This is a genomic window from Streptomyces hydrogenans, assembly GCF_014656075.1.
GTDB classification, from domain to species: domain Bacteria; phylum Actinomycetota; class Actinomycetes; order Streptomycetales; family Streptomycetaceae; genus Streptomyces; species Streptomyces hydrogenans.
Map to the genome: position 1 here is coordinate 1 of NZ_BNBS01000044.1, position 14,396 is coordinate 14,396.

Here is a 14,396-nt window from a genome sequence, read left to right on the forward strand (position 1 = left end):
CTCCAGGGTCCAGGAGGTGATGGTGGTGGTGCCGGTGTTCTTGACGGTCCAGTTGGCGCCGAAGCCGGTGCCCCAGTCCTGGGTCTTGGTATAGGTGGCGGTCGCCGAGGTCGCGGCCTCGGCGGGGGAGGCCAGGCCGACCATGGCGGCGAGCGGGAGGGCCAGGGCGGTCAGGGCCGCGGCGGCCCGTGCTCTGAATCCTCTTCGGCGCGTCGGTGCTTGAGTGCTCAACGGTGCTCCTCAAGTTGCGGACGTTCTGGGTGGGGGTGGTCCGGAAGAGTTGCGCGCGCCCCGCGAGCGTAGGAAGGTCTGGACCAATCGTCAAGAGGTCCAGACCAACGTCAGTTCCGTTTTCTCAGACCCCCAACTCCTGTGCCAGCACGGCCGCTTGGACCCGGCTCCGCAGCCCGAGCTTCCCCAGCACCTTGCTGACGTGCGTCTTCACCGTCGCCTCCGCCATGTCCAGACGGACCGCGATCTCCGCGTTCGACAGCCCCGACCCCAGCGCCGACAGCACCTCCCGCTCCCGGGGCGTCAACGGCTCCAGGACCGAGGGATCCGCCCGCGGGGCCGGCCGGGACTCCGTCGCGAACTCCGCGATCAGCCGCCGCGTCACCGCCGGCGCGATCAGCCCCTCACCGCGCGCCACCGTCCGCACCGCCTCGATCAGCTCCCGCGCCTCCGCGTTCTTCAGCAGGAAGCCCGAAGCCCCCGCGCGCAGCGCCCCGAAGACGTACTCGTCCAGATCGAAGGTGGTCAGCACCAGCACGTCCGCGAGCCCCTCCGCCACCACCAGGCGGGTCGCCGTCACCCCGTCCATCCGGGGCATCTGCACGTCCATCAGCACCAGGTCCGGCCGCAGCTCCCGGGCCAGCTCCACCGCCCGCTCCCCGTCCTCCGCCTCCCCGACCACCTCGATGTCCGGCGCACTGCCCAGGATCAGCACCAGCCCGGCCCGTACCGCGCTCTGGTCCTCGGCCACCACCACCCGCACCGTCATGCCCGCTCCTCCTCGCTCACGTCCACGGGCAGCTCCACCCGCACCCGCCACACCTTCGCGTCCCCGTCGCCCGCCACCGCACCGGCCTCCAGCGAGCCGCGCAGCAGCGCCACCCGCTCCCGCATGCCCACCAGACCGGCGCCCGAGCCCGGCGCGCGGGGCCCCGGCCGCTCCCCGTACCGGCTCGTCACCGTCACCCGCAGCGCCCCGTCCACGCGCGCCAGCGCCACCCGCACCTCACCGGGCGCCGCGTGCTTCAGCGCGTTCGTCAGCGACTCCTGCACGATCCGGTACGCGGCCAGCTCCACCGGCGCCGGCAACCCGGGACCGTCCCGCCGGGCGTCCTCCAGGACGAAGCTCAGCCCGCTCGCCGCGCCGTTGGTCCCCGCCTGCGCCACCAGGGCGTCGAGCCCCGCCAGCGAGGCGGTCGCGGCCGGCTCGGTCTCCGCGCCGCTGTCCCGGAGCAGCCCGATCAGCCGCCGCATCTCCGCGAGCCCCGCCACGCTGTTCTCCCGGATCACGGTGAGCGCCCGGCTCGTGGTGCCGGGGTCGTCGAGGGAGAGCGCCGCGGTGGAGTGGATCGCGATCGCGGAGAGGTGGTTGGCCACCACGTCGTGCAGCTCCCGCGCCATCCGGGCCCGCTCCGCCGCCACCGCCTGCGCCCGGTCCATCTCGGCGAGCAGCGCGATCTGTTCGGTGCGCAGCCGGGCCGCCTCCGCCGCCTCCCGGTGGTTGCGCACGATCGAACCGGTGATGGCGGGCAGGAAGGAGACCATGCCGGTGATGACGCCGACGAGCAGGGCGATCGCGTTCTGCCACCACACCAGGAACGTCACCGTGGTGGCGACCGTGACCAGCGCCGTCGTGTACGGGACGCGGCGGGCCTGTGCCGGGGTGCCGTACACGACCGCCGCGTAGACGACGTCCGTGAACATCAGCACGGTGGCCAGGTTCCCGTTGGTGAACTGGTCGGCCACGATCGCCAGGGTGCCCAGGAGCAGGGCGGTCTGCGGAGCCACCCGGCGCAGCGTCTCCGCCCCGGCCATCACCGTCAGGGGGACGAGCGCCGCCCAGCGCTGGTCGAAGACCCGGTCCCCGGTGGTGTACAGCCCGTAGGACCAGAGCAGCACGCCGACGGAGAACCCGGCGACGGCGATCAGGACGTCGTGGCGGTGCGGGCGGGGGAGGCGCGGGCGGGCGTCCGGGCCGGGGCGGTCGGGGCGGGGGAGGGTCACGGACCCATCCAACACGTCCGAGGCGCCCCGGACCTCGACTGCCGGGCCGATCCGCGCCCGCCCGCGCCTCCGTCGAAGGATGTAGGCGCGATTCCTCACCGGCGACGACGAACCGGACCCACCCGCACGGGACGCTGGGAGGGACCCGCCGGGGGAAGCGAAAGGGGAACCGCTGTGATCGTCACGATGATCGTGGTCTGCGAGGTGGGCTTCTGGGTCCTGCTGGCCGCCGGGCTCACCGCCCGCTACCTGCTGCGCATGCCCAGGCTGGGCATGGGGTTGCTGCTCTGCGAGCCGCTCCTGGAGGTGCTCCTCCTCGTCGTCACCGCGATCGACCTCAAGAGCGGCGCGGAGCCCGCCTGGCGCCACGGCCTCGCGGCGATCTACATCGGCTACACCGTCGGCCACGGCCACCGCACCGTGAAGTGGCTCGACGGCCACGCCGCCCACCGCCTCGGCGGCGGCCCGCCACCGCCGAAGCCGCCCCGCTACGGCATGGCCCGCGCCCGGCACGAGGGGCGGATCTGGCTCGGCACCCTGGTGGCCGGCTCCGTCGCCTCCGCCCTCCTGCTCGCCGCGGTCTGGTACGTCGGCGGCGACGGCGACACCTCGAAGCTGGAGGCCTCGATCGCCGGGGTCTGGCGGGCCGTGGGCATCCACGGCCTGATCGCGCTCAGCTACTCGGTCTGGCCGAAGAAGGCCCCGAAGCCCGACCACGAGGCCCCCTCGGCACTCTCCGCCCAGCACCCGGAGCACACCCGGGACCCTCGGCAGGGGTCCGTGGGCCGTCCGTCCTAGCGTTCGCCGCCCGGCACCCAGAGGACGTCTCCGACCTCCTTGTTGGCCACCCTGGCCAGGATGAACAGGAGGTCGGACAGGCGGTTGAGGTAGGTGGCGGTGAGGGGGTTCATGGTCTCGCCGTGGACCTCCAGGGCCGCCCACGTCGAGCGCTCGGCGCGGCGGACCACCGTGCACGCCTGGTGCAGCAGCGCCGCGCCGGGCGTGCCGCCGGGCAGGATGAAGGAGCGCAGCTTCTCCAGCTGCTCCAGGAAGCGGTCGCAGTCCGCCTCCAGCTTGTCCACGTAGTACTGCTCCACCCGCAGCGGCGGGTACTCCGGCTCCGCCACCACCGGGGTGGCGAGGTCGGCGCCCACGTCGAAGAGGTCGTTCTGGACGCGGGTGAGGACCGTGGCCACCTCCTCCTCCAGCCGCCCGAGGGCGAGCGCGGTGCCGATGACGGCGTTGGCCTCGTTGGCGTCCGCGTAGGCCGCGATCCGGAGGTCGGTCTTGGCGGTGCGGCTCATGTCGCCCAGGGCCGTCGTGCCCTGGTCGCCGGTGCGGGTGTAGATGCGCGTCAGATTGACCATGGACCCCACCCTAGTGACACCCCCGCCCGCCGCACCTGTCGTGAGTGTGACGTCCGTCAAAGAGAGCGTGACGCGCATTACTTCGCGGTCACATGGCGCCCCCGGCCCGCTAATCTCCGCCGGAGAGCCAGAAGTGAACAGGTGTTAAGGGGTGGAATTCGTGGCCGGTAAGCTCGCCGTCATCGGGGCCGGACTCATGGGAGCCGGCATCGCTCAGGTCTCGGCCCAGGCCGGCTGGGACGTGGTCCTGCGCGACGTCACCGACGCCGCCCTGACCCGCGGCACCGACGGCATCAAGGCGTCGTACGACAAGTTCGTCGCGAAGGGCAGGCTGGACGCCGCCGAGGCGGAGGCGGCCCTCGGCCGGATCACCGCCACCACCGAGCTCGAAGCCGTCGCCGACGCCGACATCGTCGTCGAGGCCGTCTTCGAGAAGATCGAGGTCAAGCACGAGATCTTCCGCTCCCTCGACAAGATCGCCAAGGACGGCGCGGTCCTCGCCTCCAACACCTCCGCCATCCCGATCACCAAGATCGCCGCGGTGACGGAGCGCCCCGAGGCCGTCGTCGGCGTCCACTTCTTCTCGCCCGTCCCGATGATGCAGCTCGTCGAGCTGGTCCGCGGCTACAAGACGAGCGACGAGACCCTCGCCACCGCCCGCTCCTTCGCCGAGTCCGTCGGCAAGACCTGCATCGTCGTCAACCGCGACGTCGCCGGCTTCGTCACCACCCGCCTCATCTCCGCCCTCGTCGTCGAGGCCGCGAAGCTGTACGAGTCGGGCGTCGCCACCGCCGAGGACATCGACCTCGCCTGCAAGCTGGGCTTCGGCCACGCCATGGGCCCGCTCGCCACCACCGACCTCACCGGCGTCGACATCCTCGTCAACGCCACCGGCAACATCTACGCCGAGACCCAGGACGAGAAGTTCGCGCCGCCGGAGCTGATGCGCCGGATGGTGGACGCGGGTGACATCGGCCGCAAGAGCGGGCAGGGCTTTTACACGTACTGATCCCTGCCGACCACACCACCTCACTCCATGGAGTGAATTCAGGTATCGGTTCGACGACAAGGCGCAACGTATCTGCCGAGGCAGCAGTCAGTTGTTGCGAAGACGGAGCATTTCCCGGGGAGCGAATATGCACATCAGGGGCGACCATGCCGAGCTGGTCGTCGGGGGCCGCCTCGACGTCCGGAGCGCGGCGGACGCCCGTACGGTCCTGCACTCGGCCGTCGACGACGGCGTCGGCGACCTGGTGCTCGACCTGACCGGACTCCACTCCTGGGACGCCACCGGCCTCGGCGTGATCATGGGCGCGCACCGACGGGCCGGCCGCTGCGGCCGCCGGCTCGTCCTGCGCGGGGTGCCGCCGCAGATGCAGCGGCTCCTCGTCGCCACCCGCCTCCACCGCATCCTCGCCATCGAGGGCGGCCTCGCGCTGGAGTCCCTGCCCCGCGTCTGAACGGCCGGTGCCGGCGCGGACCCGTGACGAACGACGCCCCGCCGTCTGTGAAGCCCCCGTGTGAACCAGGCGTCACGCTCAATCCTCACAAGACCGTGACGTCTTGGTCTCCACGGCACCCCGCCTGTTCCCGGAGCCCCCGCGACCGTCTAGGGTTCGGTCGCCCGCACCCGACGACGGACCCACCCGGCGGGCTCCGCACCACCGCTCTTGGGGGCTTTGACCATGGACCCGATACACCGGGGGCCGGACGAGTCCGGTCACGACGCCGCGGCCGAGGACGCCCGCCCCGCACACCCCGCCGCCCTGCCCGAACGCGCCGCCCCGGCACCCGCCCGCGCCCGGGTCACCCGGATCGTCTCCGGCGGACTGCTCCTCACCGTCAACCCCGTCGACGGCAGCGAGATCGAGCCCTGCCCGCCCGGCGAGGAGCCCCCGGCCGCCCGCCGCCGCACCCCGGAGGAGCGCGCCGAGGCCACCGGTGCCGCCGCCGGGCCCCCGCCGCCCGGCCCCGCCGACCCCGAACTGCCCCTCCTGGAACGCGACGAGCAGCGCGCCCGGCTCGCCGAGACCCTGACCCGCGGCCGCTCCGCCCGCCTCACCGGACCCGACGGCTCCGGCCGCACCGCGCTCCTCGACGCCGTCGCCGACGACTGCGCCGCGCTCGCCCCCGACGGCGTCGTCCGGCTCTCCGGCCGGCACCGCACCACCCCCGGCGAACTCCTCCACGAACTGCGCGCCGCCGTCCTGCACGCCCCGCACCACCGACCCGACCGCGACGGCCTGCGGGACTCCCTCGCCGGGGTCGGCGCCGTCGTCGTCGTCGACGACCTGGAGTTCGGCGGCGCCGCCCTCGACGAACTCCTCGCCGCCGCCCCCGAGTGCGCCTTCCTCCTCGCCGCCGCCCCCGGCGTCCCCGCGCCCTCCGCCGAGGCCCAGATCGAGGAGGTCGCCCTCCCGGGCCTCGGCCGCGCCGCCTCCCTCGCCCTCCTGGAGGCCGCCGTCGGCCGCCGCCTCACCGACGAGGAGGCCAACTGGGCCGGCGACCTCTGGTTCGAGTCCGAGGGCCTGCCGCTCCGCTTCGTCCAGGCGGGCGCCCTGCTCCGGCAGCGCGACCGGCTGCGCGTCACCCCCGCCGAGTTCGACGCCTTCGGCGCCCTGGAGGAGGCGTTCGGACCGTCCGGTACGGCGCCGGCCGCGGGCCCCGCCGACGCGGCGCCCGGCCCCGACCCGTACGAGGACCCGGACATCGAGGTCCACGAGGTGCCGCTGCCCAGCCTCGGCGAGGGCGCCGCCCCCGCCGCGCTGCTCGCCTCCCGGCTCAGCCGCTCCGCCCAGACCACGCTCCGCTTCGCCGTCGCCCTCGGCGGCGAGGTCCCGCACCACGCGCACCTCCCGGCCCTCGTCGGCGACACCCACGCCGACGCCGCCCTCGGCGAGCTCCGCGCCTGCGGCCTCCTCACCCCGGCCGGCACCCGGCACCGGCTCGCCGGAGGCGTCCTCACCCAGCTCCTCGCCCACGGCTACGGCCACGACGCCGCCGACCGCGTCCACGCCGCCGCCCAGCACTACGCCTGGTGGGCCGGGCACCCCTCGGTGGGCCCCGAGCGGGCCGCCGCCGAGTCCGACGCCCTGCTCGCCGCCCTCGCCGCCCTCCTCGCGGACACCGCGGGCGGCACCGAGGCCGAGGCGGAGCGCCGTACCACCGCCGTCGCCCTCGCCAGGGCCGCCGCCCCCGCCTTCGCCGCCGGCCTCCACTGGAGTGCCTGGGAGCGCGCCCTGCGCTCCGGCCAGGAGGCCGCCCGGCTCGCCGGCGAGGTCGCCGAGGAGGCGTACTTCCACCACGAACTCGGCGTCCTCGCGATCTGCGCGGGCAACCTCGCCCGCGCCCGCGCCGAGCTGGAGGCGTCGATCGGCCTGCGCGGCGTGCTCGCCGACAAGCGCGGCACCGTCGCGGGCCGCCGGGCCCTCGCCCTCGTCGGCGACCTCGGCCGCGAGCGGGAGCCCGCGCCGGCCCCGGCCCGCGCCGACCCGGGCCGGGTGCCGACGGCCCGACCGGCCGTCGGCGGCCCTGTCGTCACTCCGCCGTGAACGAGTGCACCGTCGTGGACCGGTACGTCTCCCCGGGGCGCAGCACCGTGCTCGGAAAGGCCGGCTGGTTGGGCGAGTCGGGGTGGTGCTGGGTCTCCAGGCACAGGCCGTCGCCCGGCCCGTACGCGCGTCCGCCGCTGCCGGGCCGCGTCCCGCGCAGCGAGTTGCCCGAGTAGAACTGGACGCCGGGTTCCGTGGTGGCGATCCGGAGGACCCGCCCCGAGCCGGGGTCCCGGAGCATGGCGACCGGTTGGGGAGCGACGGTGCGGCCCTTGTCGAAGACCCAGTTGTGGTCGTACCCGCCGGCGTGCCGGAGCTGGGGATCGGCGGCCGAGATCCGCTCCCCGACGCGGCGCGGCGTGCGGAAGTCGAAGGGCGTGCCGGCCACCGGAGCCAGCCGGCCCGTCGGTATCAGCCCCGGGGTGACGGGGGTGATCCGCGACGCGGCGATCGACAGCTCGTGGTCGAGCGCGGACCCGGCGGACTCCCCGGCCAGGTTCCAGTACACGTGGTTCGTGAGGTTGACGACGGTGGGCCGGTCGGTGACGGCCTCGTAGTCGATGCGCCAGTCGCCGCACGCGGCGAGGGTGTACACGACCCGCACGCGCAGGGTGCCGGGAAAGCCCATGTCGCCGTCGGGGCTGGTCAGGGTGAGGACGAGCCCGACGTCGCCGTCCCGGGCGAAGCCGTGCGCCCGCCAGTTCCGCCGGTCGAAGCCCTGCGCCCCTCCGTGGAGGGCGTGGGGGCCGCCGTCGACGGACAGGAAGTGGCGGTCGCCGTCGAGTGCGAAGCGCCCGTGGGCGATCCGGTTGCCGTAGCGGCCCACGAGGGCGCCGAGGAAGCCGTCGGAGCCGAGGTAGCCGTCGAGGTCGCCGAAGCCGAGGGACACGTTCACGCGGTGCCCGTGGCGGTCCGGGACCTCCACGGTCTGCACGATGCCGCCGTAGCTCAGGACGGAGAGGCGCGTCCCGCCGTTCTCCAGGTGCCAGCGCCGCACCTCGGAGCCGTCCCCGAGCCGCCCGAAGGGCTCGGAGATGGGGTGGTTCGTCTGCGGGGTGAGGGGTGTCGTCATGTCAGTGCCTTGGGGGAGGGCCCGGGGAGCGGGTGGTGGTCGAGGGGGTGCGGGTGCGGGTGCCCGCCGAGTCGGCACGCAGCCTTGGTCAATCTAGATGTTCGACGTTCTTCACGAAAGAGTTTCGATCAGCTGCTCGCCCCACCCGAGGAGGGAATCCACCGAAGGTCCGGGCGCCGGCGGAGAGAAGCCCGGACCCGTGAGTCCCGGGATCGATCCCCCGTCCGTCGCCCCCCACCCCCGCCCCCACCACCCCACCAGCCCTCCCGTCCGAGCGGGAACGGGGGGCCTGCGAGAGACTGGACACAGGCGGGCGCCATCGGACAAGGCCGTCACCGAGCAGGGCTCTCCGCACGGCCCTGCCCCGGATCCCCGCGGAGGACTGCGATGACGCTCTTCGGCTCCGCCTCCCCGGCCGGAGATCCCCCCGGCGCGACCGACGTCATCACGGCCACCGTCGACGAGCGGGGCATCGTCACGGGATGGAGCGAGGGCGCCACCCGCCGCTTCGGCCACCGCGGCGAGGACATCGTGGGGCGGCCCCTCGACGCGCTCCTCGCCGACGACGCGAAGGCGCTCATGGAGCGGACGGCCGGTGTGCAGACCTGGAAGGGCGAGGTCACCGCCCGCCACCGGGACGGCCGCCCGGTGACCGGCGCCCTGCTCGTACACCGCCGTCGGATGGCGACCGGAACCGACCGCCTCCTCGTCTGGGGCGCCACCGACGCCCCGCCCACCCCGCGGGATCGCCTGCCGGTCGACTGGTGCTTCGAGCAGGCCCCCTGCATCATGGCGGTCTTCGACACGGACCTGCGCTACGTCCACGTCAACGCCGACGAGGAACGGGCCATCGGCCTCTCGGAGACCCAGCTCCGCGGACTGCGCATCACGCAGGCGGTTCCTGACCCGGAGAGCGCGAGGATCGAGAGCGCCATGCGCCGCGCGATGGAGACCGGCGAGCGGCAGTACCTCGAAGTGCACCTCCAGGTCGCCGGTGCGCGGGGCGCGCACGCGTGGGCGATCCACCTCGCTCCGCTGACCGACCCGGCCGGCCGCCTGCGCGGGGTGTGCTTCGCCGCGCAGGACACCACCGAGCGGTACGAGGCCAGGCAGCGCCTGCTGCTCCTCAACGAGGCGGGCACCCGTATCGGCACCAGCCTCGACGTGGCCCACACGGCACGCCAACTCGTCGAACTGGCCGTACCCCGGCTCGCCGACGCCGCCGTGGTGGACCTCCTCCCCGTCCTGGACAACGCGACCGAACCGCCCGACGCCCCGCTCGCCGACCCGGTCGCCCTCCAGCGCGTCGCCGGGCGGCCCGACCTCCAGGACACCGCCGGCGCCGCGGCCGCGCCGTGCGACACCTCGCTTCCCGTCGAGTGGCTGACCGTCAGGGAACCGACGGTGTACGGGACGGGCGCCCCCGCCCTCGCCCGGTGGGCGCGGCTCGACCCGCAGGCCGACCGGTTCGTCGAGGCCGGCGCCCACGAGGTGATGACGGTGCCGCTACGGGTCCGCGGAACCACCCTCGGGACCGCGCTCTTCATCCGCCACCGCCCCTCCGCCCCGTTCGCGCGCGAGGACCTGCTGCTCGCCGGAGAACTCACCGCCCGGGCCGCCACCAGCATCGAGAACGCCCGCTACTACGCCCGCGAACGTGCCATCGCCGTCACCCTCCAGCACAGCCTCATGCCCCGCCGGCTGGCCGACCAGACCGCGGTCCAGGTGGCCTCGCACTACCTTCCCGCCAGCACCCGGGCCGGGGTCGGCGGCGACTGGTTCGACGTCATCCCCCTCTCCGGCGCCCGGGTCGCCCTCGTCATCGGGGACGTCGTCGGCCACGGAATCCAGGCATCGGCCACCATGGGACGGCTGCGCACCGCCGTCCGCACCCTGGCCGACATCGACCTGCCACCCGACGAACTGCTCACCCACCTCGACGACCTCATCGTGCGCCTGGCCGCCGACGAACACGGCGACAGCCCCCACGTCCAAGGAGAGATCGGCGCCACCTGCCTCTACGCCGTCTACGACCCGATCACCCGCGCCTGCGCCCTCGCCAGCGCCGGACACCTGCCGCCCGCGCTGCTCCGGCCCCACGGCACCGTGGAGTTCCTCGACCTGCCCGCCGGGCCACCCCTCGGCCTGGGCGGCCTGCCGTTCGAGACGACCGAGCTCGAACTGCCCGAGGGCTCCCTGCTGGCGCTGTACACCAACGGACTCGTCGAATGCCGGGCCCGCGACTTCGGCAAGGGACTCGAAACCCTGCGGCACGCCCTCGCCCAGCCCGCCGACTCCCTCCAGGCGGTCTGCGACGCCACGGTCCACGCGGTGCGGCCCGCCCGCCAGGACGACGACGCCGCCCTGCTCCTCGCCCGCACCCGTACCCTGCGGCCCGACCACGTCGTCACCTGGGACGTGCCCCCCGACCCGACGGCCGTCGCACCGGCCCGCCGTGACGTCCGGGACCGGCTCGCCGCCTGGGACCTCGAAGAACTCTCCTTCGTCACCGAGCTGATCGCCAGCGAACTCGTCACCAACGCCATCCGCTACGGCCAACCGCCCATCCGGCTCCGGCTGATCCGCGACCGCAGCCTCATCTGCGAGGTCAGCGACAGCAGCGTCACGGCCCCACGCCTCAAGCGCGCCAGGACCTTCGACGAAGGCGGCCGGGGCCTCCTCCTGGTCGCCCAGCTCACCCAGCGCTGGGGCACCCGCTACGCCCAGGGCAAGACCATCTGGGCGGAGCAGGACCTCCCCGGCGGCGCACCGGCCGCCTGACGGCGGGCCCGCCCCCCGCGAGGCGGCTCGCCCCGCGGGGGGCGGTACGCCGGGCGTGAGGCGGCCCGCCCCGTGCGCCTCACGGCCGCGGCGCCATCCCGGCGAAGAGGGCGTCGAGGACGCGGTCGACGTACTCCGGGGTCAACGGTTCCCCCGTGATCAGCAGACGGAAGTACAACGGCCCGGAGAGGATCGCCATCGCCAGGTCCAGGTCGAAGTCGGGCGACAGCTGGCCCTGGTCGCGCGCCGCCTCCAGACGGGCGACGGTCTTCGCGGCCTGCGGGGCGATGAAGCGCTCGTTCAGGGCCTCGGCGACACCGGGGTCGTGCTGGGCCTCGCCGACCAGGGACTTGAAGAGCGGGCTGAGCGGTCCCCCCGCCAACAGCCCGACCGCCTCGTGGATCTGCCGGCGCAGATCGGCGCGGAGGTCGCCGGAGTCGGGATAGTCCAGGGCCGACGCGCTGCGCGAGAGCAGCGAGTCGAGCAGCAGGGCGCCCTTGGACGGCCACCGGCGGTAGACGGTGTGCTTGCCGACGCCGGCCCGGGCGGCGATCGCCTCGATGCTGAGCTTGGCGTAACCCAGCTCCTGCCCGAGTTCCAGTGTGGTGCGCATGATGGCCTCGGTGAGATCGGGGCCGCTACGACGGACGGGGGTCATGCCTCCACAGTAACGGCACGGCACGTGCCGTTCTTGACAGGCTCCCGTGATCTGGGCACGCTGGGCGGAGAACGGCACGGCACGTGCCGTGCCGCAGTGGGGGCGTGCGTCAGCCTCGGGGGCGGGCTGCGCCGCACCCCTCCGCCCACGACCCGTACCCGACCTCGCCCCCGCCCCGGACCCCACCCCCCCACGTCCTGACCCGCCACCCCTCACCCGACACCTGTCACGCGCCACCAGGGAGCCCGCCATGCCCGTCCCCGACGAACCCGCCGTTCAGGCCGTCCCCGCCGACCCCACCGTGCTCCACCCGATGCCCGACCAGCCTCGGGTGGTACTGCTCAAGCCGCTGGTCACCTCCCCGCTGATCGAGGTCGGGGAGTACTCGTACTACGACGACCCGGACGACGCGACCGCGTTCGAGACGCGCAACGTGCTGTACCACTACGGACCGGAACGGCTCGTCATCGGCAAGTTCTGCGCGATCGGCACGGGCGTCCGGTTCCTCATGAACGGCGCCAACCACCGCATGGACGGCCCCTCGACCTTCCCCTTCCCCACCATGGGCGGCTCCTGGGCGGCCCACTTCGACCTGCTCACCGGCCTGCCCGACCGCGGGGACACCGTCGTCGGGAACGACGTCTGGTTCGGCCACGGCACGACCGTCATGCCCGGCGTGCGCATCGGGCACGGCGCGATCGTCGCCAGCGGCTCGGTGGTCACCAAGGACGTCCCCGACTACGGCGTCGTCGGCGGCAACCCGGCCCGCCTCCTCCGCACCCGCTACAGCGACGAGGACGTCGCCCGGTTGCTCGCCCTCGCCTGGTGGGACTGGCCCGCGGACCACCTCACCCGGCACGTGCGCACCCTCATGTCCGGCAGCGTCGACGAGCTGGAGAAGGCCGCACCGACCGCCCCCGGCCGGTAGTCCACCCGACCCACAGGCCCCGTCGCCCCTCGTCCTCCCCACCCCCTCGCGGAAGAGCCCGCCGGCATGCCCCCTGAATCAACCCCGACCCCCTTCGACGACTGGCTCCGCGCCCACGCCACCCCGCTCGACCACCTCGACCCGGCGGCGCCCCTGGACGACCTGGAGCCGCTGCGGGACCTCGTCGACGGTGCCCGCGTGGTCGCCGTGGGCGAACACTCCCACTTCATCGACGAGTTCGCCGCGATGCGCCTGCGCCTCCTGCGCTTCCTCGTCGAACGCTGCGGCTTCACCGTCCTGGCCTTCGAGTACGGCTTCTGCGAAGCCATCCCCCTCGACGCCTGGGTCCGAGGCGAGGGAACGGACGGCGACCTCGCCGCGCTCCTGGCGACCGCGGTCCCCATCGGGCTCCAGGACCCGGCGCGCTACCTCCGCGGCCACAACCGTACGGCCGCGACACCGGTCCGCTTCGTGGGGACCGACATCCCGGCGGCCGGCGGATCGCTGCTCCCCGCGCTGGCGCCCGTCGCCGACTACCTGCGCCGGACCGACCCGGAATCCCTCCCCATGGTCCGGTCCGCGCTCACGATCGCCGCGTCGTTCGCCGGAGACTCGGCGGCCGTGGCCGCACCCGCCTGGGCACGTCTGCCCGCCACCGACCAGGACGCCCTCACCGCACTCCTGGCGCGCCTGACCATCCGCTTCCGAGCCCTGCGGGCGCTGTACGTCACCCGGGGCGACGCGCGCGGGTACGACACGGCCCTGCGCTGCCTGGAGGCCGCCTGCCACGGCGACTACACCTTCCGCGCCATGGCCGGACTCTTCGCCGGCAACGGCCTCACCGCCGACACCACCGCCCGCGACCACTACATGGCCGAGTCGCTCCTGTGGCACCTGGACCGGCTCGACCCCACGGACCGGGTCGTCCTGATGGCCCACAACGCCCACATCCAAAGGACGCCGATCTCCTTCGACGGCCACCTCGCGGGCCTGCCGATGGGGCAGCACCTGCACGACGCGCTCGGGGACGCGTACGTCGCCCTCGGCCTGACCAGCACCGCCGGCCACACGGCCGAGATGCGCCGCGACGAGGCGGCCCCCTTCGGATTCACCCTCCACGACACCCCGCTGGAGCCCCCCGCGCCCGGCAGTGTCGAAGCGGCCTTCGCCGGCAGCGCCCCGGGCCTCGCCGTCGCCGACCTCCGCCGGGCCAGGACCGAACGCCTCACCGGTCCCGACCGCATCCGGATGCAGAGCGTCCACCTGCACACCCCGGTCGTCGACGCCTTCGACGCCATCCTCCACACCCCCACCTCCACAGCCACCTCCGCCACCCACCTGGAGAAGCCATGACGAGCAGGTTCACCGAACTGGTCATCGACTGCCGCGATCCGGAGCGCCTCGCGGACTTCTGGTGCGCGGTCCTGGACTTCAAGGTGATCGACCGCGCCGAGGGCCAGGTCGAGATCGCCTCCTGGGAGCCGACCGTCGAGGCGGTCCGCGCCCGCCAGACGCCGCCCACGATCATGTTCATCCGGGTCCCCGAGGGAAAGACCGTCAAGAACCGCCTCCACCTCGACGTCAGCCCCGTCGACATCGGCACCGAAGCCGAGGCGACGCGACTGATGGCCCTCGGCGCGACCAAGGTGGACGTCGGCCAGGGTCCCGCCCGCAGCTGGATCGTCATGGCCGACCCCGAAGGCAACGAGTTCGACGTCGTCAGGTCCCTGGCCCCCACCGCGAAGTAGCCGGACCGCCCGAAGCGCCGTCCCCGCGTGCCCACCGGCGACGGCGCCCAGGCCCG

Annotated in this window: 14 protein-coding genes; 8 read left to right on the top strand and 6 right to left on the bottom strand. The window is 74.0% G+C overall.

The genetic code is table 11. From position 1 onward, the window contains the following. The 3 genes from IE321_RS42065 to IE321_RS19700 all read right to left on the bottom strand — a co-directional run. Positions 1 to 231: cellulose binding domain-containing protein (locus IE321_RS42065; protein WP_229916464.1), on the bottom strand; the 231-nt coding region annotated here is incomplete at its 3' end. Positions 232 to 355: 124 nt separating this feature from the next. Beyond that, on the bottom strand, positions 356 to 1,000 hold the full coding sequence (locus IE321_RS19695; RefSeq protein ID WP_190223907.1) for a response regulator: 645 nt from the start codon (positions 998 to 1,000) through the stop codon (positions 356 to 358). Beyond that, the gene (locus IE321_RS19700) at positions 997 to 2,235 is read right to left on the bottom strand and encodes a sensor histidine kinase (RefSeq protein WP_190223908.1); all 1,239 of its coding nucleotides are present in this window, start codon (positions 2,233 to 2,235) and stop codon (positions 997 to 999) included. Before IE321_RS19700 ends, IE321_RS19695 begins: the two co-directional genes overlap by 4 nt. A gap of 174 nt (positions 2,236 to 2,409) precedes the next feature. Here IE321_RS19700 and IE321_RS19705 point away from each other — a divergent pair, with 174 nt between their 5' ends. Then, a complete protein-coding gene (locus tag IE321_RS19705; protein WP_051841624.1) occupies positions 2,410 to 3,033 on the top strand; it encodes a hypothetical protein in 624 nt (207 codons plus the stop codon). Here IE321_RS19705 and IE321_RS19710 read toward each other — a convergent pair. After that, complete coding sequence (locus IE321_RS19710) at positions 3,030 to 3,602, bottom strand: cob(I)yrinic acid a,c-diamide adenosyltransferase (RefSeq protein ID WP_043219720.1); 573 nt, start codon at positions 3,600 to 3,602, stop codon at positions 3,030 to 3,032. The two genes, IE321_RS19705 and IE321_RS19710, sit on opposite strands and share 4 nt — an antisense overlap. A gap of 160 nt (positions 3,603 to 3,762) precedes the next feature. On the opposite strand from IE321_RS19710, the gene IE321_RS19715 reads away from it, so the two are divergent. The 3 genes from IE321_RS19715 to IE321_RS19725 all read left to right on the top strand — a co-directional run bounded on the left by IE321_RS19715 (position 3,763) and on the right by IE321_RS19725 (position 7,153). Continuing rightward, the gene (locus IE321_RS19715) at positions 3,763 to 4,611 is read left to right on the top strand and encodes a 3-hydroxyacyl-CoA dehydrogenase family protein (protein ID WP_190223909.1); all 849 of its coding nucleotides are present in this window, start codon (positions 3,763 to 3,765) and stop codon (positions 4,609 to 4,611) included. Between the two features lie 127 nt (positions 4,612 to 4,738). After that, positions 4,739 to 5,062 carry an STAS domain-containing protein gene (locus IE321_RS19720; protein WP_030759835.1) on the top strand — a complete coding sequence of 108 codons (324 nt, stop codon included), beginning with the start codon at positions 4,739 to 4,741 and terminating at the stop codon, positions 5,060 to 5,062. Between the two features lie 225 nt (positions 5,063 to 5,287). Next, positions 5,288 to 7,153 (top strand): ATP-binding protein, encoded by a 1,866-nt coding sequence (locus IE321_RS19725; RefSeq protein ID WP_229916466.1) that lies wholly within the window; start codon positions 5,288 to 5,290, stop codon positions 7,151 to 7,153. Here IE321_RS19725 and IE321_RS19730 read toward each other — a convergent pair. After that, on the bottom strand, positions 7,140 to 8,225 hold the full coding sequence (locus IE321_RS19730) for an aldose epimerase family protein (RefSeq protein WP_190223910.1): 1,086 nt from the start codon (positions 8,223 to 8,225) through the stop codon (positions 7,140 to 7,142). The genes IE321_RS19725 and IE321_RS19730 overlap by 14 nt on opposite strands. 387 nt (positions 8,226 to 8,612) lie before the next feature. Here IE321_RS19730 and IE321_RS19735 point away from each other — a divergent pair, with 387 nt between their 5' ends. Continuing rightward, positions 8,613 to 11,006: a SpoIIE family protein phosphatase gene (locus tag IE321_RS19735; RefSeq protein WP_190223911.1), complete on the top strand. Its 2,394-nt coding sequence runs from the start codon at positions 8,613 to 8,615 to the stop codon at positions 11,004 to 11,006. A 79-nt stretch (positions 11,007 to 11,085) separates the two neighbouring features. Here IE321_RS19735 and IE321_RS19740 read toward each other — a convergent pair whose 3' ends face one another. Beyond that, positions 11,086 to 11,664: a TetR/AcrR family transcriptional regulator gene (locus IE321_RS19740; protein WP_043225356.1), complete on the bottom strand. Its 579-nt coding sequence runs from the start codon at positions 11,662 to 11,664 to the stop codon at positions 11,086 to 11,088. A gap of 250 nt (positions 11,665 to 11,914) precedes the next feature. Between IE321_RS19740 and IE321_RS19745 the strand changes: the two genes are divergently transcribed. The 3 genes from IE321_RS19745 to IE321_RS19755 all read left to right on the top strand — a co-directional run bounded on the left by IE321_RS19745 (position 11,915) and on the right by IE321_RS19755 (position 14,340). Then, positions 11,915 to 12,592 (top strand): CatB-related O-acetyltransferase, encoded by a 678-nt coding sequence (locus IE321_RS19745; protein ID WP_190223912.1) that lies wholly within the window; start codon positions 11,915 to 11,917, stop codon positions 12,590 to 12,592. A gap of 66 nt (positions 12,593 to 12,658) precedes the next feature. After that, on the top strand, positions 12,659 to 13,945 hold the full coding sequence (locus IE321_RS19750) for an erythromycin esterase family protein (protein ID WP_190223913.1): 1,287 nt from the start codon (positions 12,659 to 12,661) through the stop codon (positions 13,943 to 13,945). Further along, positions 13,942 to 14,340 (top strand): VOC family protein, encoded by a 399-nt coding sequence (locus IE321_RS19755; protein WP_190223914.1) that lies wholly within the window; start codon positions 13,942 to 13,944, stop codon positions 14,338 to 14,340. The genes IE321_RS19750 and IE321_RS19755 overlap by 4 nt, the downstream gene beginning before the upstream one ends. Positions 14,341 to 14,396: the final 56 nt, after the last annotated feature.